Consider the following 18,663-nt stretch of genomic DNA (forward strand, 5'->3'; position numbering starts at 1 on the left):
AAGCACGAGTCGATCCTTCAGGGCGTCGCGGGACGACGCTTGTGGTCGAAGTGACGAGGCCATTCTGCTCCTGGACGTCAACCATGCATCTGATCCAGCTTTTGCTTCCTCTATATGACAACGACGATCGGCCGCTGCCCAAAGCGCTATTCAGTGACGTTCGCCGCGAACTGATCGAACGCTTCGGCGGATTGACTGCCTATACCCGAGCGCCGGTCGATGGGCTCTGGCTGGAAGACGGTGAACATGCCGTACGGGACGATCTGGTGATTTATGAAGTGATGGCGCCGAAGCTCGATCGGGAGTGGTGGCATGATTATCGATCCTCGCTGGAGACTCGCTTTCGGCAGGAACGAATAATGGTCCGCGCGCATCGCGTCAGCCTGCTATGAACGAACCTGACTGCAAAATGGCGATTGCCGAGCAGTCATCGCTCAGGCAGCCATGCACAACCGTATGAAATTTTAGTGAACTTTGTGAGCGTCGCACTGTCTCTCCTGCTGCAGGATCACAGGGACGACGGCTGATGGGCCATGCACCCATTAACGGGAGAAAGTATCTCCCCCTCGCGAACAGCCCGTACCCATAGACGTTGAGACTGCCCTGTTGCAGCCAGCTGGCGGAACATCGCCAGGCCAGGTTCATTTTTTCCGGCCCGTTCACCGGGGCCTTCATTTTCAGTCCACATGAAGACCACCATGCCCATATCCCGTCATCTCGTTGCACTTCTTTCCCGTATTTCCGGGTCCACCGCGCAGCGTCAGGCTTTCCGTGCGGGCCTGTTCGGCACGCTGCTGGCGTTCATAGTGCCGGCCCAGGCTCAGCAAGCAGTCAATGAACGCTGGGTCAGCGATAGTCTGAATACCTACGTACGCAGCGGTCCGACCGACGGCTATCGCATCGTCGGCAGCCTCACGTCCGGGGAGAAGGTCGAACTACTCGACACCCAGGGCGACTACAGTCAGGTTCGCGGCGAAAATGGCGACCGGGTCTGGATCCGCAGCAGCGATCTACAAGACGTGCCCGGCCAGGCGGAGCGACTGCCGGAACTGGAGCAAAAAGTTGTCGAACTCAGCGAGGAGCTGAAAACCATCGATGACAACTGGAAGGCTCGAGTGCTGGGCATGCAGGAGACGCTTGATTCGCGCAAGGCGCTGATCGACGAGCTTGAGACGCGCCGCAAGGCCCTCGACGAAGCCCTCACCGCCACCGAATCGGAACTGCGTGACGCCGAGGCGCGACTTGGCGATGAGAACAATCAGGTGCTGATGCGCTACATGGTTTATGGCGGCAGCATTGCAGGCGCAGGCCTGCTGGCTGGATTGATCCTTCCGGCCATGACCCGTGGCCGCAAGCGCAACGACCGCTGGTTCTGAGTTCTGGCGGGCCAGGCTTTTTCTAAAGGATTAGCTGGGCACCAATATCTTTGGTTCGACGGCGGTGGTTATCGACAACCCTGGTCGCGTCTGTCCGACGCGTTCAAGGATTTGGTCAGCTGTCATTGGCCGATCGAGCAAGAAGCCCTGCAGGGTTTCACAACCGAGCCCTGTAAGGAATTGCTGCTGCTCTTCGGTCTCCACGCCCTCGGCGACGATTCCCAGCCCCAGCGCCTTGCCCAACGCAATGATCGCCGACACGATCATTGCGTCCTCGTTGCCGGCGCTCATTTCCTTGACGAAAGCTCGATCGATCTTCAGTTCACTGGCTGGAAGACGTTTGAGATAGAGCAGGCTCGAATAGCCCGTGCCGAAATCGTCGATTGACGCCTTTACGCCAAGTTCAGTTAGCTTTTCCAGCGTTTCAATGGTGGTTTCCGGATTGCGCATGGCAACGGTTTCGGTGACTTCGACGGTTAGCATCGTCGGTGGGATGGAATGGCGACCGATGGCCCCGGCCACCACACCGAGCAGATCCGGCTGTTCGAATTGCACGGCGGAAAGGTTGACCGCGATGGTCCAGTGGCTGAAGCCCTGCAGGTGCCATTCGTGTAGTTGCCGGCACGCCTCGTCCAACACCCATTTCCCCATGGGCACGACCAGGCCGGTCTTTTCAGCCAGGGGCAAAAATACATCAGGGTAGAGCAAGCCACGTTGTGGGTGTTCCCAGCGCAACAGCGCCTCGAAGCCTCGCACGGGCCCATCCGGCGCTTCGAATTTTGGCTGGTAATGCAGGCGCAGCTCACCGTGCGATTCAGCCATTTTCAGATCATGCAGCAGCTGTAGCTGCTCGGCGGCATTGGCATTCATCGACGCTTCGAAGAAGCTGTAACCGTTCCGGCCGGCGCTTTTGGTGTGGTACATGGCCGCATCGGCATGCAGCAGCAGGTCACGTTCGGTCTCGCCATCACCCGGATACACTGCGATGCCGATGCTGAGCGAAACACGCAACTCATAACGCGACAGCACAAAAGATTCATCGATGCTCTGCACCAACTTGTCAGCCAGTGTCGCCGCGTCATCCGGACCGGCGATCGATGCCAGCAACACGAACTCGTCTCCGCCAAGCCGCGCCAGCGTGTCCTGAGCACGAATGCACGAACGCAGCCGCTCGGTAACGCTGACCAGCAGCTCATCGCCGATGTGGTGGCCGTAAGCATCGTTGACGGCCTTGAAACCGTCCAGGTCCATGAACATCACGGCGAAGCAGGAGCGCTCGCGCTCGGCGATCCTGAGCGACTGGCTCAAGCGATCCTCTAGCAACAGGCGGTTGGGCAGCCGGGTCAGGTTGTCATGAAGCGCCAGTTGGATCAGCTCACTATTGGCCTTTTCCAGCGAGCTGGCGAGTATCGAGGTGCGCGCTTGCAAGCGGCCGTCCAAAACCGAGACGATCAGCGTAATAGCCAGCACGCCCAGGGTCAGAACGATAACCAGCAGTGCCAGCCAGTTGGTGTCCACGCCGGTATTGGAAGCGCTGCAGAAACTGCCTTCAGGAAAGCTCGCCGCAGCCATCCCGGTGTAGTGCATGCCGGCAATCGCAAGCCCCATTACCAGCGCGGCCATTCCTCGCCAGAGTTTCAGATGCGACACGTTCGCGCGCAGGCGAAATGCCAGCCACAGCGCAGCAGTGGATGCCAGAATCGCCACCACCACCGAGGCAATCAGCCAGCCAGCGTGATAGACGATTCCCGGCTGCATGCGCAGCGCGGTCATACCGCTGTAATGCATCGCAGCAATGCCGGAACCGATCAGAATCGCGCCTTGCGCCAAACGCACCCAGGGCAGTGCCCGCTGACAAACCAGCCAGAGCGCGATTGCCGACGCCGCGATGGAAATGACTAGAGAGCCGGCGGTTATCAGCGGATCATAGCCAAGCGGAATCGGCAGACTGAAGGCCAGCATGCCGATGAAATGCATCGACCAGATACCCAACCCCATGGAGAACGCGCCGCCGATCAACCACAGTCGGGCAGCGCGACCTTTGGCCGTTGCGACCCGTCCAGCCATGTCCAGCGCGGTATAGGACGCAAGCACAGCGACAACGAAAGAGAAAAAAACAAGAATGTTGTTATAGCTACCGGCTAGCATGGTCTGGTTCCTTGGAAAGGCAGCGAATCTTGACCGAACAGTCACTAAAGGCAAAGTGCCATCTTTCCGGCACGGTAACCTGTTCAGACTGCGCTATCGTGCTAGCTCATCGTTCGGAAAAACATTTTCTAAAGGCAAAGAAATGAATCGTCTGCCAGGCGGTCATTCAGCGAGCCCTGGTCGGCAAATCAAATGAATCCCGTTGCGAGGGACGCAACCGTCAGCCAGGCGTAACGAGCGCGGCGAATCTGTTGGCGACCTGCATCACGATGGCCGGGCCCACTTGGCTGCTGCATTCCCTGGCGTCAGAAAAAAGGGGGTTATGATCCTTGACCGAGCTGCGAACATGAGGCGAAATGTGACGCTGTTCCCATAGGAGAATCAGACTGACTTTGGCGAGACGCCAGCCGAGGCAAGGGTCATTCGTCACATCACATAGGGCTTAATCAGCGTATCCAGCACACGGACCGCTGATTAATACAGCCGGGCTTCGATCCAAAAGATTCCATCTCATGGAAGCGGAACGCCGGCAACCAACCAGAATCTTATCCGCATGCCTACTATTCCCAGCATGCTCTATGAAGGAATTAGCGCTAATGGCTCTATTGCAGGAACGCATACTCAACGTCATCGCCAGCAAGCAATCGGAACTGCTCGACAAGTGGACCTCTGAACTGGAATCCAGTGGTCAGTACCGGACCGTCAAAGTCGAAGATCTACGCCAGCAAACAGTCGATTTCATTCGCTTTCTGATCGCAGGCGCCGGCAGAACCAACTCAGGTGACGTCAGGGACGCTAGCTGGGATGAAATGCGTCTGTTCCTCGAAAAACTGTCGCATAGCCGAGTGCAACTGGGCTTCGATTCACAACAAACCGCAGGCTTCATCTTTTCGATCAAACGAACTCTGATGCCGCTGTTGCAGGAAGAGTATGCCGACGAACCAGCTTTGCTAGCCGAGCAGCTTTGGGCTCTGTCCGAACTGGTTGACGAGCTCGGTTTGTACACGGTGCGTGTATTCCAGAAATCTCGCGAGGCCGTGATCAAGCGTCAGCAAGAGGAACTGCTTGAGCTGTCCACGCCGGTTGTAAAGCTTTGGGATGGCGTGCTGGCGCTGCCCATGATCGGCACCCTCGATTCGCAACGCACCCAGGTGGTGATGGAATCGTTGTTGCAGCGAATCGTCGATACTGGCTCGGAAATAGCCATCATCGACATCACTGGCGTGCCTACGGTGGACACCTTGGTGGCACAGCACCTGCTCAAGACCGTCACTGCAATTCGCCTGATGGGCGCTGACTGCATTATCAGTGGAGTACGTCCGCAGATAGCCCAGACGATCGTGCATCTCGGACTCGATCTGCAAGGCATCGTGACCAAGGCGTCACTCGCCGATGCGCTGGCACTGGCATTACGCCGCTCCGGCCTCACTGTAACCAAGGCCGTGTAATGGAGCGTATTCCTATATTGCAGATGGGCGAGTTTTTACTCGTCACCATTCAAGTCGACATGCACGACCAACTGGCCATGACCTTGCAGGACGACCTCGCCGAGCGCATCAGTGCGACTTCGGCCCGTGCCGTATTGATCGACATCTCTGCTCTGGACATGGTCGATTCGTTTATAGGCCGGATGATCAGCTCGATCTCCGGCCTATCCAGCATCATGGATGCCGAGACCGTAGTGGTCGGAATGCAGCCGGCGGTAGCAATTACGCTCGTCGAACTAGGCCTGACGCTGCAGGGCGTCAGCACTGCATTGAATGTCGAGAGAGGTATGCAGCTCCTGCATAAACGGATGGCCGAAAAATGACCGTTCGCACCAGCGGTAGCTTGCCGGTACGCCTTGAGCAGGACGTGGTACTTGCCCGTCAGGCGGCCCGTCGATTGGCACAGGATTGCGGTATGCGCCTGATCGACCAAACGAAACTGGTCACTGCCGTCAGCGAGCTGGCCCGTAATACGGTGGTCTACGGCGGCGGCGGCGATATGGATTGGGAAGTCATTGACGAGGGCCCTCGCACCGGTATCCGTCTGACGTTCCGCGATGAAGGTCCCGGCATAGCCGACTTAAAACTGGCCATGACCGACGGCTGGACATCCGGCGGAGGTCTCGGACTCGGGCTGACCGGTGCAAAGCGACTGGTGGATGAGTTCGAACTCGATAGCACCCCAGGCATTGGTACTCGAATCAGTATCACACGATGGTCATGAACCTCTACGGCTCGCTGACAACGGTATTACCGATCGAGGACAGCAGCCAGGTAGGTCACGCACGCCGCGTTGCGCAGCGCCTTGCTGAAAGCCTGGATTTCGGCGACACCGATGCGGGGCGTGTCGCGCTGGCAGCCACGGAGCTGGCTACCAACCTACTCAAGCATGCCCACCATGGTGCTTTGCACCTGCGCTCGATACCCGCGAGTACCGGCTTTGGTATCGAGATCATTGCGGTGGATCGCGGGCCGGGATTTAACTTCAGCGAATGCCTGACTGATGGCTTTTCCACGGGCGGCACGCAAGGCACAGGGCTAGGCGCCTTGATGCGACAGGCGCAGTGCTTCGATGCGTACTCGGATAGCCGAGGATCGGCCGTGCTCGTTCAGCTGTATCCACGCAACGTTTCGGCGCTGCCTTTGCGTGTTGGAGTTAATCAACATTCCTTGGCTGACGATCCGGCGTGTGGCGACACGTGGCACTTGGCGATCGACAAACACCGGCTCAGTGCTCTGGTAATAGACGGCATCGGCCATGGAGCAGATGCGCAAGAGGCTAGTACTGCCGGCGCCATCGTATTCGCAGCGGAGCCCTTCGCTGAGCCTGAGATCAGTATTACCGAGATGCATCAGGCGATGTCTGGCACCCGCGGCGGAGCCGCAGCCGTCGCGCTGTTCGATGCTCGTCTCAAGACCTTACGCTTTGCCGGTATTGGCAACATCGGCGCTAGTCTGCTCAGTCCGGAAAAAAGTCGTGGCCTGGCCTCGCACCCAGGAATCGTCGGTTCGCATTTTCGAAAAGCGCGCGCCTTCGACTATCCCGTTGAAGGAGCCCATTTGCTGATTATGTACAGCGATGGGCTGCAATCACGCTGGGACCTGCGCGACTATCCTGGCTTGGTGCACCGACACCCAGCTCTTATTGCAGCCGTGTTGCATCGTGATTTTTGTCGCGGCCGTGACGATGTGACTGTTTTGGTGATTGCCTTGGAGGCGACTCGTGACTGACTCGACCGTCTATAACGACGCAGAGATCGAAAGACTGCGCAGCGAGAACGAGTCGCTGCGCGCTGAGCTCGAAGAGACCAACCAGGGCGTGCTGGCGCTGTATGCCGAGCTAGACACCCAAGCCGAACAGCTGCGCCAGGCGTCCGATCTCAAGAGCCGCTTTTTGTCCTACATGAGTCATGAGTTCCGCACGCCCTTGGGCTCGATCCGCAGCATCACACGGCTGCTCAGCGACGAGATGGACGGCCCGCTAAGCGACGAGCAACACAAGCAGGTGGTGTTCATCAGCGGCGCTGCCACCGAACTGAGCGATATGGTCGATGATCTCCTCGACCTGGCTAAGATCGAGGCGGGTCGCATCACCATTTCACCGGCGTGGTTCGATATGTTCGACCTGTTCGCAGCGTTGCGCGGCATGTTTCGTCCGATCGTCGATGGCAATTCGGTGGATTTGATTTTCGAGGAGCCGCAAGACATCCCGCGCCTCTACACTGACGACAAGAAGCTTGCGCAAATTCTGCGCAATTTCATTTCCAATGCATTGAAGTTCACCCAACAAGGAGAGGTGCGCATTTCCGCACGGCCTGAAGGTGAGCGAGAAATCCGCTTCGCCGTCACTGACAGCGGCATTGGTATACCTGAGGATCTACACGGCAACCTGTTCGAAGACTTCGTCCAGATCGACACGCCCCTTCAGAAGCGCCTGCGAGGTACAGGGTTGGGGTTATCGCTGTGCAAACGCTTCGCCGGATTACTCGGTGGACGCGTCGGTGTGGAAAGTACGCCCGGCGTAGGCTCGACTTTTTTTGTCATTATTCCCCTCGCCATTTCTGCGGAGCCGGTCGATGGAGCATAAATGCAGACTGCTAGTGGTTGATGACAATGCTGCTACGCGTTACGCGATACGTCGGGTACTGGAGCGGCATGGCTATGCCGTGCTCGAAGCCGGTACCGGCTTCGAAGGTCAGACCATCATTGCCAACGATGAGGTTGATGCGCTGATTCTCGATGTAAACCTGCCGGACATGAGCGGCTTCGATATTGTCCGACAATTGCGTGCGGATGACTGCACGCGGTTGCTACCTGTCATTCACGTGTCCGCGGCATCGATCCAGACCGGCGATATGATCACTGGCCTCGACGCGGGCGCGGATGCCTATCTGATTCACCCGGTCGACCCAGACGTGCTCCTCGCTACGCTGCGCACGCTGTTGCGCGTTCGCGATACCGAGCATGCATTGCGTGAAAGCGAAGCACGCTTCCGGGAAATTTTCGCCAACGTGGCAGCACCAATCGGCGTTATCGATACACGTCTGCAAATCCATGAGAGCAATCAGGCATTCGAAATGCTGTTGGGAGACCAACGGGACTCTTCAGCATTGGTTGCATGCCTCGCGGAAAATCAAGAAGACAAGCTGCAAAAGCTGCGTGATAGCCTGGCAAATGGCATGCGCTGGAACGACACGCTGACTATGCGCGTAGCAGGCGAACTGCGCGAAACGAAATGGCAAGTCTCACCCTATCATCGTGCGTTCGAACTTGGCTTGGTATTCGTCGAAGACGTGACCGAGCAACGCCAGCGCGAACGCTCACAGTTGCAACAGCTCGATAACGTCAACAGCGAGCTGGCTCGCGAAGTGGCTGAACGCGTACGCACCGAAGCGCAATTGATGCAGGCGCAGAAGATGGATGCGCTGGGCAAATTGACTGGTGGCATCGCTCATGACTTCAATAACTTGCTGACCGGCATCATCACCGGGATCGAGCTGCTCAAACAGCGGCTTCAGCAAGGGCGTAACGACGCGGTATTACGCTTCGCTGATACCGCATTGAGTTCCGCACGGAGCGCAGCTTCAATGACCAACCGGCTGCTGGCCTTTGCACGCCAGCAACCGTTGGATTCGCGTCCTGCTGACCTCAATGACGAGATTCGCTCTCTCGAAGAACTGTTACAACGCACCATCGGCGAACGCATCAGGCTGAACCTAGATCTCTACGAAGGCGACATGATCGCCCAGGTGGATGCCAATCAGCTGGAAAGCGCCGTGCTCAACCTGGTTATCAATGCGCGTGACGCGCTTCCTAAAGGCGGGAATATCACCATCCGGACCGCTGCGCTGCGATCGCAGGGAAATGCCGATCTGGCTGATGGCGACTACGTCACGCTGAGCGTCAAAGACGATGGTACCGGCATCGACCCAGCCGTTATCAGCAAGGTTTTCGAGCCGTTCTTTACTACTAAACCGCTCGGCCAGGGCACCGGCCTCGGCCTTTCATCGATTTACGGCTTCGCCCGCCAATCCGGCGGCGAAGCGCGGATTAACAGCGTCGTTGGTCAAGGCACAGAAGTGACTCTGGTGCTGCCCGCTGCCAGCGAAACCATCCGTTTATCCGAGCCAAACGGTGATATGCCGCAGGGCTATGGCGAGCATGTGCTGATCGTTGAAGACATGCCAGCTGTACGCATGCTGGTCATCGAGATGCTGGAGGAAGCGGGCTACCGTTGCAGCGGCGTCGGTGATGTCGCGACAGCGCTATCGGTGCTGCAGGAAGATTTGAGCATCGATTTACTACTGACGGATGTCGGCTTACCGCAATTGTCCGGACGTGAGTTAGCCGATGCTGCTCGTGTTCACCGCCCGACCCTGCCGGTACTGTTCATGACGGGATATGCAGAAAATGCGGTGCGTCGTGACCGCTTTCTCGCCGAAGGAATGGACATGGTGGTTAAACCTTTTCAAATTAGCGAGCTGCTCGGCAAGGTGCGCCGAATGCTCGACATGTATGCATCGAGCCATGCCCTGTCGCTGCAAAATACCGAATTTGTCCAACGGTAACGGCCTTACCCCAGCGAGTCCTACTAAGGTCAGAATCGTCGAGGTCATGCCAACTCCGCTACGAAACCTGTGGCGTTGGGAATCCTCTCAAGTATCCAGCCCGCTTCGATTGGCGCATTACCCCACGCCACAGTGCGACAGCTCAGACCCGCATTTCGGTGATTTCCAGAACGTGAGTGATGGCGCCTGCCTTTGCATCCCAGACGTACCGAAAGTGCGGCCCCTGGACAGGCAGCGAGACCGCCTGCGGGCGGAACGCTGCGACGCATTCGTGCCCTTCCAGTCGTACGCTTCGGTACAACAGTCCCCAAATCTTGCCGTCTCGGTGCTTGCGGGCAAACGCCTGGCTGCTGCCATAGGCAGCCGGATCGGGCTGATGCAGCTCGGGCATGTCGCGCACGTCAATGAGCGGTTTAACCACTTTGTTCACATATGCGCGCATGGTGATTTCCACGTTCGCCTCGCGAGTCGCTGCAAGAAACCGCTCCTGATGAAACTTGGTTTCGGCAATAGCCGCATCGATCGAGTTGGCGCAGTAATAAACACCGTAGCTGCCGTCGCTGAAACGGCTGAGTTTGCCAATATGGGTGAATGCGGCCATCACCGCTGTCGAACCGGGGCCACTGACACGATCGCCAGGCGCGACGCGTTGCAATGCGCCGGCTTCCTCGCGCAAGCGGTCATTGGTCATGGCTTCCAGAGCGAAGGCAATGTCCAAATCGTCCGGGCTCAAGGTATCTTCGAATACCGCCAACGGCGGAAACGAGCTGTTGATCAGCCGATACGCTTTACGCCATCCCGGTAGGACATCCTGCTGCGGCATCAGCCGCGCACTCCGTCGAGATAACGGCGCACATCCGCAAGATCCACCACCTGACCGCCGAGCATGTAATCGAGCGCGCTCGAGCCGTTGAAGGGCGCCGCGTCATTGGGTTTGTGCACCCATTCGTAGCCCCGTTCGGCCTGGTTACTGAAGATGATGCGCAGCGCCTTGTGGATACCCATCAGGTAGGAGATCCGCTCCAGCGTGTCGCGTGGCAAACGAACTTCCGGAAGTTTCTTGTATTTGAAGTAAGTGGTATTACCCACCGAACCCAAGAGGACGCGTTGTTGATCAGCGCTGCAGTTCCACAAGCCCATCAGATTGAAGAAGAACGTCAGCGCCACTCGCCCGGCATCGGGCGAGGTGATATCCGGTTTGCTGACCGCCTGTTCGAGTTTCATCTTCAACTCCGCCTGGTTATTGCAACTAAGCGAAGGTTACTACGTATACGTATTAATTCAACTATTAAATTCATATACGTATAACTGAAGGCATCAGAGGTAACGCGATCCGGTGTGTCCGTTCCTCGGCGCCGTTTCAGTCCTTCAGTGCGCCACCGCAGCTCGATCCTTGCCCGGCGGTGCAGGCGTAGCAGTGATCACGGGTAACGATGGGATTGCCATCCAGGCTGGATGACTTGAGCAAATCACGCAGGTGCGCGCGGTCCCGATCGATCAGGCCAGGCAGTGGCATGGGCAGGTCGAGCATCTGATTGAAATCGCAGTCGTACAGGTAGCCCTGCCAGTCGACGCTGACCAGATTGCGACACATCACACCGCCAAGGTTTTCCGGCCGGTAGCTATCGCGCAGCAGCTGCATGTAGTCGCTGAACTGCCCCTTGCTCACCAACGTGCTGCCGAAGCGTGCAATCGGCTGGTTGGTGATGGTCAGCAAGTGATTGAAGTGAATGCCGAAATCTTCGGCCAGATGCGCCTTGTAGTCGGCCTCCAGCTGCGCCTGTGGTGGTGGCAACATGGGACCCTGCGGGTTGTACACCAAGTTGAGAATCAGCCCGCCGCCCTCTTCCCCGTAACCCAACGCATTGAGCTGGAGCAACCCGGCAATGCTGGCTTCGAACACGCCATCGCCACGCTGGCGGTCGACGTTTTCCCGCGAATAACAGGGCAGCGAGGCGGTCACCTCGACTTGCTGCTCGGCCAAAAACGCGGCGAGCCCCTCGTAACCAGGCTCACTGAGAATCGTCAGATTGCAGCGATCGATTACCCTCAGCCTTTCGCGACGAGCATGCACAACGATTTCACGAAAGCGCGGGTGCATCTCAGGCGCGCCGCCAGTAAGGTCCAAAGTCTGCACCGGATGCGCGTCGATAACCTGATGCAGCAAGGCCAGGCTGTCGTCGGTCATGGCCTCTGGGCGAGTTGGTCCGGCGTTGACATGGCAATGCAGACAACGCTGATTGCAGCGGTAGGTCAGGTTGACTTGCAGCGCCTCAAAATGTGCACGGCGAATCGGCGGGAAGCTCAACGCATCGAGCAGAGGTAAAGTGTCACGCATGACAGTCGCTACTCCAGATGCTGATTTTGGAGGCACAGGACGGTTCGGAATTCAGACTGCCGAAGAAACGCACAACGCCGAGCGTTCTCCGTCAAAGCATAGCCAAGCCTGCCGAGAACCCGACACCCGACCGCCAGGAGACCACGTTGCTTATAGATCCGACCACAGCAAAACAGACCGCCGCGCCCTGCCTGGTCCTGCTGTGCAAACGACCGGCATTGGGCCACGCCAAACAGCGACTGGCCGCAACGCTGGGGCAACAGTCGGCGTTGGTCGTGGCACAGGCGCTGCTCGATTGTGCGCTGGAAGACCTGCGTCAATGGCCAGGCACACGGGTGATTGCGCCGGATCAGGAACAACACCTGACGTGGGCGAGCTCGCTCGGCGGCGAGGCGACCTGCATCGCGCAATCCGACGGCAACCTCGGCCAGCGCCTGAACGAGCTGGACCGCCAACTGCGCCACAAAGGCCAGCGCCAGCTGATATTCATCGGCAGCGATTGCCCCGCCCTGCTCCCGGACGACTATCAGAACGTCAGCGACCTGCTGCAATCGTTTGATACCGTTTTGCTCGGTGCGCGCGATGGCGGCGTCGTACTGATGGCTTCCAACCTTCCATGGCCTGATCTCGTTGCGCTGCCCTGGAGTACCAATCACCTCGGCAGCTCCCTCGCGCAGCTGTGTCGCCACGACGGACACAGTGTCGTCATCGCTGGCGAGTCGTTCGACATCGACCACGCCGAAGACCTCTCGCACCTCGCAACCACGCTGCTCGGCGATGATCGCCCTGCGCGTCGCCAGCTGCTGTGCCTGCTTCAGCGGCTCGGAATTGGCAGCGATGCCTGAGCGCAGCGGCATCAGCGTGATCGTTCCCTGCTGGCGGGACGAACAGGCGTTGGCGCGGCTACTGGGCGGCCTCGGCGAGTTGTTCGCAACAGCTGAAGTAGCCTGCGAAATAATTGTCGTGGATGGCGCCAATAACGAGCAGTGCCGAGACCTTTGCGAGCGACATGCGGCACGTTGGCTGCCGACCAACCCTTGCCGCGGCGAGCAGCTGCGCCTGGGCGCAAGCCAAGCCCGGCATCCGCTGTTATGGTTTCTGCACGCCGATGCCCAACTGCACGGCAATCCGCTGTCGGCGATGCAGAACGCAATCGCCAGCGGTGCAATCGGCGGCTATTTCAGTTTCCGTTTTGCCGGTCGGACAGGCTGGCAAGGCAAGCTGCTCGAACAGCTGATCAGCCTGCGCTGTCGGTTCGGCGTGCCCTTCGGTGACCAAGGCCTGTTCGTCGCAACCGAGGCCTACGAACGCTGCGGACAGCACAGCCCCTGGCCGCTGTTCGAAGAAGTCGAATTGGTGAAATGTTTACGCAAGCACGGCGATTTCATTCGCCTGGATGACGGCATCCGCGTCGACCCGCGGCGTTGGCAGCGCGACGGTTGGTGGCGTCGCTCCCTGCACAACCGCCTCCTGGCGTTACAGTTCGCATGCGGTGTGCCTGTCGAGCATCTTGCACAGCGCTATACAGGACAACGCCCCAGGGATTCGGACAGATAACGCTTCGGTCGAGAATTTCTTCGCGCTTGAGCTCAAAACAGCCCGAGCTGCTCATCGATCAGTGCCGAAAAGCTGTCCTCCACGAACGGCAGGATGGCGTCCGCGATCGGCTGCAGCTGGCGGGTCACGTAATGGTCGTAATCGATTGCCGCGCGTCGCACTTCCAAGGGCTCCGGACCTGCCACGGTGATCAGGTAGCTGATCCAGCCGCCGTTCTGATATTGGCGTTGGCGGCCCTGTTGCAGGTTGTAGTCGTCGGCGATCCGCGCGGCACGCACGTGCGGCGGCACGTTGCGCTCGTAGTCATCCAGGCGACGGCGCAATCGCTTGCGGAAGATCAGCAGTTCATCCAGCTCACCATCCAGGGTGCGGCGTACATAGTCGCGCACGTAGTCCTGGTACGGCTCGCGGTTGAAGATGCGCCGGTACAGCTCCTGCTGGAATTGCTGGGCCAGTGGCGACCAGTCGGTACGGACGGTTTCCAGTCCTTTGAAGACCAACCCATCGCTGCCGTCGGGGCGCGTGACCAGCCCGGCGTAGCGCTTCTTGCTGCCCTCCTCCGCACCGCGAATGGTCGGCATAAAAAAGCGCTTGAAGTGGCTTTCGAACTGCAACTCCAAGGCGCTTTCCAGGCCGAACTCGTGCTGCAGATGCTCACGCCACCACAGGTTGATCCGCTGTACCAGGCGCTTGCCGATGCGCGCCGCATCCTCGTCACTGTGCGCGCTTTTTAGCCAGACGAAGGTCGAATCGGTGTCGCCGTAAATCACGCTGTAGCCCTCGGCTTCGATCAGTTCCCGCGTGCGGCGCATGATTTCATGCCCGCGCAGCGTAATGGACGAAGCCAGGCGCGGGTCGAAGAAGCGGCAACCGCTGGAACCGAGCACGCCGTAGAAGGCGTTCATGATGATCTTCAGCGCCTGTGAAAGCGGCTTGTTGCCTTCGCGCTTGGCCGTCTCGCGCCCATCCCAGACGCGCTCGACAATGGCTGGCAGGCAATGCCGCACCCGAGAAAAGCGTGCACCGCGAAAACCCGGTACCGACTCGCTGTCGTCGGGATGGCGCATCCCTTCGACCAAACCCACCGGATCGATGAGAAAGGTACGGATGATCGACGGGTAGAGGCTCTTGTAGTCCAGCACCAGCACAGATTCGTACAGGCCCGGTTGTGAATTCATCACGAAACCGCCGGGGCTGGCTTCGGGCGGCCGCTCGCCGAGGTTGGGGGCAACGAAGCCCTGGCGGTGCATCAGAGGAATGTAGAGGTGTTCGAAAGCGGCCACCGAACCCCCGCTACGATCGGCCGGCAAGCCGGTGACCGTGGCGCGTTCAAGCAGGAAAGTCAGCAGTTCGGTCTTGTGGAAGATTCGCGTGACCAGCTCGCAATCCTTGAGGTTATAGCGCGCAAGAGCCGGCTTGTCCTCGGCGAACATGCGGTTGATTTCGTCCATGCGCTGGTACGGCGTGTCGATCGCCTTGCCTTCGCCAAGCAGCGTTTGCGCGACGTTTTCCAGGCTGAAAGAGGGGAAGCTCCAGGTCGCCGAGCGCAACGCCTCAATGCCATCGATGATCAACCGCCCCGCCGCCGCGGCGAAGAAGTGGTTGCTGCGGCTGCCATGCTCGCGCCAGGCCATCTCGTCGCCACCGCGCCCCAGCCGCAACGGCACCTGATAGCGCTGGGCCTGTTCACGCAACACGCGCAGATCGAACTGCACCAGGTTCCAGCCGATGATGGCGTCTGGATCATGCAACGCCAGCCAGTCGTTCAGCCGCTCGATCAACTGCTTGCGGCTGTCGCAATATTCCAGCTGGAAATCCACCGTGCCGGCGTCGCCGTTGGCTGGCCCGAGCATATAGACCTGACGCTGGCCGCAGCCTTCCAGCGCAATGGAATACAGCTCGCCGCGCATGGTGGTTTCGATGTCCAGCGAGACCAGCCGGAGTTGTGGCCGATAGTGCGGCGCGGGCTTGATCTGCGCCTCAACCAGCACGCCCTCCGCATCCGGCTGACCATTGAAGCTGACGGGTGCGGTAATGAAGCGCTCCATCAGATAACGCTCAGGTGGGCGTATGTCGCCCTCATAGACATCTAGCCCCGCGGCGCGCAGACGCTTGTCCAGATTCATCAATTGCCGATGCTGCTTGCAGTACAGGCCGACCACCGGCCGGTGACGAAAATCGGTCAGGCTCAGCGGGCGCAATTCGACGTCGCGCTCGTCCTTGAGCAGCATTTCGACCTTGCGCTGTTGCTCTGCGGGAATGAACGCAACCGAAGGCTGGTACGGAACCCGAAGCCGGCGCGGGCCAGCGTTGGTCGCCAGCCAGAATTCCACCTCAGTGCCTGCCGCCGTGTCGCGCCAGTGCCGGGTCAGGACGAAGCCCTGCTGTAAATCCACCGCTAGCTACCTTGGACTGTTTCGTAGCACGCCATTCTACGTCGCATTGTCTTCGCAGGCGCGATGAAGCTAGGCGGCCTAGTCATACGATCACTACGAACCCGTCATTGAGACGAGCATCGCACTGGAATAGCCAATTCATCGCAGGATTGCCTTTGACAAGCCGCTGGGCGCTAACAATACTGAAGCAGGTTGTACGATGACATGACTCAACAATAACAACGGAAATCGACATGTCCCTTTCACCTGCTCCAGCTCCCGCACGCCTTTCGCTGCCGCTACCTCACGCGCACAGCCCACCTCACCTGAACCGCTGAACTCACCTGCATCCGCTTCTCTGTCGACGCTCGGCAGAGACGCACGCCTTTGCCCACAAAAAGACCTCTACCTAGGACGCACCACGATGACAGTAAGCAAAGATGACTCCGCGACCGACGACCAATGCAGTGCCCGCCGCGCCTTTCTGAAAAACTCGCTGATGGTGTCGGCGGGTGTCGCCTCGATGGGAAGTCTGGGGCTGTCTCGGCTCGCCATCGCCGAGCCGCTGACTCAGCGGTATCCAGATGAGTTGGTTGAGATTCTCGACGAGAGCTTCGCCAAGTACCGACTGTTCAACGCCAGCGTTGAGCGGCTCGCCACTGGCATGCGCTGGGCCGAAGGTCCGGTCTGGGTCGGCGATGGGCGCTACCTGCTGGTCAGCGACATTCCAGAAAACCGGATCATGCGCTGGGATGAAATCACCGGTTCGTTCGATGTCTATCGCGAGCCCTCGAACCACTCCAATGGCCTAGCGCGCGATCTGCAGGGACGACTGCTGGTCTGTGAAGGCTCGACCACCAACGGCCAGGGCCGCCGAGTCACCCGCACCGAACCGGACGGCAGCATCACGGTGCTCGCGGACAGCTTCGAGGGTAAGCGCTTCAATTCGCCCAACGATCTGGCGGTCAAACGGGACGGCTCGATCTGGTTCACCGACCCACCCTTCCAGACCGCCAATTACTACGAGGGGCACAAGATCGAGACCGAACTGCCGGACGCGGTCTACCGCATCGATGGCGACACCGGTGCTGTGACCCGCGTGATTGACTCGATTGCCGGCCCCAACGGCATTTGCTTCTCGCCGGACGAGAAAGAACTGTATGTGGTCGAAGGCCGCGCCAAGCCCAATCGTCTCGTCTGGGCCTATCCGGTCAACGATGACGGCACTCTGGGTGAGCGCCGCAAGCATATCGAGGCGCAAACCCACGGCGCGCTCGATGGAATTGCCTGCGACGAGGACGGCAATCTCTGGTGTGGGATGGGGCAGCTCGGGCTCACCGGAAGCCGACACGGCGGAACTGGACGGTGTGATGATTTTCAACCCGCAGGGCACGGCGATCGGCAAGATCCGCTTGCCGGAACGTTGCGCCAACCTGTGCTTCGGTGGCAGCAAGGGCAACCGGTTGTTCATGGCTAGCAGCCATTCGATCTATGCGTTGTACGTCAACACACGCGACGCGAGCTTCGGCAAATATGACGCCTGAGTAGGCGCCGCTCGTCTACCCAAACCCAGCTTTAGGTAGGAGCGCGCTTGCTCGCGAAGAGCTGCCACACCGGGCTCAATGCGTTCGCGAGCAAGCTCGCTCCTACAGAAAGTGCCCCCTCCAGACCTCGGTCTGATCGGGCGAACCGATGAAACATCTCGTCGCGCCCCACTTAACAGACTGCTTTTGTAGGAGCGAGCTTGCTCGCGATCAGCTGCCACACGAGGCCAGAAGCGTTCGCGAGCAAGCTCGCTTCTACAGGTTGGGCGCGCTACCCGGAAGCGCCCGCTCGCTCAGGCGACCGACGCATCCTCGCCCAGATGAATCACCCGCGCAGCACGGAGCATGCACTTGGCCATCTCCGGCGGCGAAAACTTGGTGAGGATGTCATTAGCGCCAGCCGCCTTGGCCTTGTCGGTGCTGATAGTGCTGTCCAGCGAGGTATGCAGCAGCACGTAGATAGAGGCGTAATCTGGATGTTTGCGCAACGCTTGAGTGAAGGAATAACCATCCATTTCGGGCATTTCGATGTCCGACACCACGACGTTGATTGCCTCGTATGTACCTTTCAGGCTGTCGAGCTTCTCGAAGGCTTCGCGGGCGCTACGCACCGCATGGCAGGTGATGCCCATCTTGCTCAGCGCCGAAACCGACATGTGAATCGCCACCTGGCTGTCATCGACGATCAGCGCGCGGGTTTCGGTGAGGAGCTGTGCATCCTGATCATCGAGATGGGAAATGTCCGCATCGACCGGCATCGGAGAGATGTTTTGAATCACTTTTTCCACGTCGAGGATCTGGATCAATTCACCGTCGACTTCTGCCGTGCCGGTAATGAACGAACTGGTACGAGCGCCGTATGGCGGCGGCAGGATTTTCGAGGACTGGATGTGGACGATCTTGACCACCGACTGCACGTGCAGGCCCTGCTTCGAGCGGCTGATCTGGGTGACGATCAGGCAGCCGCCCTTCGGGTCTTGCAGCGGCGCCATGCCGATGGCCAGGCTCAGATCGATGACCGACAGCGGCTGACCCCGCAGCGTGGCGACGCCCCGTACATGGGGGTGCGCCTCGGGCAGACGGGTCAATGACGGGGTCGGGATTATCTCGCTGACCTTCAACAAATTGATCGCCATCTGCTTGCCACTGCGAAGCGTGAACAGCAGAAGCGATAAGGAGTCGGTGGCGGATGCGTTATTCATGGATAGTCCTGATAGAAAGCCAGTCTCGTGCGGCGAAATAACCTCGCTACAGCCTTGTCGGCTGGCGC

The 18,663-nt window shown here is 59.1% G+C and carries 16 protein-coding genes and 1 pseudogene; 11 read left to right on the forward strand and 6 right to left on the reverse strand.

Annotation, left to right across the window (positions count from 1 at the left end):
- Nucleotides 1–83 precede the first annotated feature (83 nt).
- Nucleotides 84–392, forward strand: a complete 309-nt coding sequence (locus tag NAV33_RS02750; RefSeq protein WP_255976672.1) for a hypothetical protein — start codon at nucleotides 84–86, stop codon at nucleotides 390–392.
- A gap of 306 nt (nucleotides 393–698) precedes the next feature.
- Nucleotides 699–1,376 carry a TIGR04211 family SH3 domain-containing protein gene (locus NAV33_RS02755; RefSeq protein WP_272887185.1) on the forward strand — a complete coding sequence of 226 codons (678 nt, stop codon included), beginning with the start codon at nucleotides 699–701 and terminating at the stop codon, nucleotides 1,374–1,376.
- Between the two features lie 30 nt (nucleotides 1,377–1,406).
- Here the strand turns inward: NAV33_RS02755 and NAV33_RS02760 are convergent, their stop codons facing one another.
- Nucleotides 1,407–3,524 (reverse strand): putative bifunctional diguanylate cyclase/phosphodiesterase, encoded by a 2,118-nt coding sequence (locus NAV33_RS02760; RefSeq protein WP_255976674.1) that lies wholly within the window; start codon nucleotides 3,522–3,524, stop codon nucleotides 1,407–1,409.
- Nucleotides 3,525–4,120: 596 nt separating this feature from the next.
- Here NAV33_RS02760 and NAV33_RS02765 point away from each other — a divergent pair.
- The 6 genes from NAV33_RS02765 to NAV33_RS02790 are packed head-to-tail and all read left to right on the forward strand — an operon-like array spanning nucleotide 4,121 to nucleotide 9,579.
- The gene (locus NAV33_RS02765; protein ID WP_255976676.1) at nucleotides 4,121–4,972 is read left to right on the forward strand and encodes an STAS domain-containing protein; all 852 of its coding nucleotides are present in this window, start codon (nucleotides 4,121–4,123) and stop codon (nucleotides 4,970–4,972) included.
- A complete protein-coding gene (locus tag NAV33_RS02770) occupies nucleotides 4,972–5,334 on the forward strand; it encodes an STAS domain-containing protein (protein ID WP_255976678.1) in 363 nt (120 codons plus the stop codon). The genes NAV33_RS02765 and NAV33_RS02770 overlap by 1 nt, the downstream gene beginning before the upstream one ends.
- Nucleotides 5,331–5,735, forward strand: coding sequence for an anti-sigma regulatory factor (locus tag NAV33_RS02775; protein ID WP_255976680.1), 405 nt, complete (start codon nucleotides 5,331–5,333; stop codon nucleotides 5,733–5,735). Before NAV33_RS02770 ends, NAV33_RS02775 begins: the two co-directional genes overlap by 4 nt.
- Complete coding sequence (locus NAV33_RS02780) at nucleotides 5,732–6,742, forward strand: ATP-binding protein (protein WP_255976682.1); 1,011 nt, start codon at nucleotides 5,732–5,734, stop codon at nucleotides 6,740–6,742. Before NAV33_RS02775 ends, NAV33_RS02780 begins: the two co-directional genes overlap by 4 nt.
- Nucleotides 6,735–7,598 (forward strand): sensor histidine kinase, encoded by an 864-nt coding sequence (locus NAV33_RS02785; RefSeq protein ID WP_255976684.1) that lies wholly within the window; start codon nucleotides 6,735–6,737, stop codon nucleotides 7,596–7,598. The genes NAV33_RS02780 and NAV33_RS02785 overlap by 8 nt, the downstream gene beginning before the upstream one ends.
- Nucleotides 7,588–9,579 (forward strand): response regulator, encoded by a 1,992-nt coding sequence (locus NAV33_RS02790; RefSeq protein WP_255976687.1) that lies wholly within the window; start codon nucleotides 7,588–7,590, stop codon nucleotides 9,577–9,579. The genes NAV33_RS02785 and NAV33_RS02790 overlap by 11 nt, the downstream gene beginning before the upstream one ends.
- Nucleotides 9,580–9,721: 142 nt before the next feature.
- Here the strand turns inward: NAV33_RS02790 and NAV33_RS02795 are convergent, their stop codons facing one another.
- From NAV33_RS02795 to arsS, 3 genes are all read right to left on the reverse strand, one after another.
- Nucleotides 9,722–10,402 carry an RES family NAD+ phosphorylase gene (locus tag NAV33_RS02795; RefSeq protein ID WP_255976689.1) on the reverse strand — a complete coding sequence of 227 codons (681 nt, stop codon included), beginning with the start codon at nucleotides 10,400–10,402 and terminating at the stop codon, nucleotides 9,722–9,724.
- Nucleotides 10,402–10,803, reverse strand: a complete 402-nt coding sequence (locus NAV33_RS02800) for an MbcA/ParS/Xre antitoxin family protein (RefSeq protein WP_255976691.1) — start codon at nucleotides 10,801–10,803, stop codon at nucleotides 10,402–10,404. Before NAV33_RS02800 ends, NAV33_RS02795 begins: the two co-directional genes overlap by 1 nt.
- A 136-nt stretch (nucleotides 10,804–10,939) precedes the next feature.
- Nucleotides 10,940–11,917 carry an arsenosugar biosynthesis radical SAM (seleno)protein ArsS gene (gene arsS / locus NAV33_RS02805; protein ID WP_255976693.1) on the reverse strand — a complete coding sequence of 326 codons (978 nt, stop codon included), beginning with the start codon at nucleotides 11,915–11,917 and terminating at the stop codon, nucleotides 10,940–10,942.
- Between the two features lie 146 nt (nucleotides 11,918–12,063).
- On the opposite strand from arsS, the gene NAV33_RS02810 reads away from it, so the two are divergent.
- Nucleotides 12,064–12,762, forward strand: a complete 699-nt coding sequence (locus NAV33_RS02810) for a TIGR04282 family arsenosugar biosynthesis glycosyltransferase (RefSeq protein ID WP_255976696.1) — start codon at nucleotides 12,064–12,066, stop codon at nucleotides 12,760–12,762.
- Entirely contained in the window at nucleotides 12,755–13,474 is a 720-nt protein-coding gene (locus NAV33_RS02815; protein ID WP_255976698.1) for a glycosyltransferase, read from the forward strand. The genes NAV33_RS02810 and NAV33_RS02815 overlap by 8 nt, the downstream gene beginning before the upstream one ends.
- Nucleotides 13,475–13,506: 32 nt before the next feature.
- Here the strand turns inward: NAV33_RS02815 and NAV33_RS02820 are convergent, their stop codons facing one another.
- Nucleotides 13,507–15,870, reverse strand: coding sequence for a DNA polymerase II (locus NAV33_RS02820; protein ID WP_255976700.1), 2,364 nt, complete (start codon nucleotides 15,868–15,870; stop codon nucleotides 13,507–13,509).
- A 478-nt stretch (nucleotides 15,871–16,348) separates the two neighbouring features.
- Here NAV33_RS02820 and NAV33_RS02825 point away from each other — a divergent pair.
- A pseudogene (locus NAV33_RS02825) lies at nucleotides 16,349–17,393 on the forward strand (SMP-30/gluconolactonase/LRE family protein).
- Between the two features lie 293 nt (nucleotides 17,394–17,686).
- Here NAV33_RS02825 and NAV33_RS02830 read toward each other — a convergent pair.
- Nucleotides 17,687–18,595 carry a chemotaxis protein CheV gene (locus NAV33_RS02830; RefSeq protein ID WP_255976702.1) on the reverse strand — a complete coding sequence of 303 codons (909 nt, stop codon included), beginning with the start codon at nucleotides 18,593–18,595 and terminating at the stop codon, nucleotides 17,687–17,689.
- Nucleotides 18,596–18,663: the final 68 nt, after the last annotated feature.

Origin of the sequence: Stutzerimonas stutzeri (genome assembly GCF_024448715.1) — a bacterium.
GTDB lineage: Bacteria > Pseudomonadota > Gammaproteobacteria > Pseudomonadales > Pseudomonadaceae > Stutzerimonas > Stutzerimonas stutzeri_AR.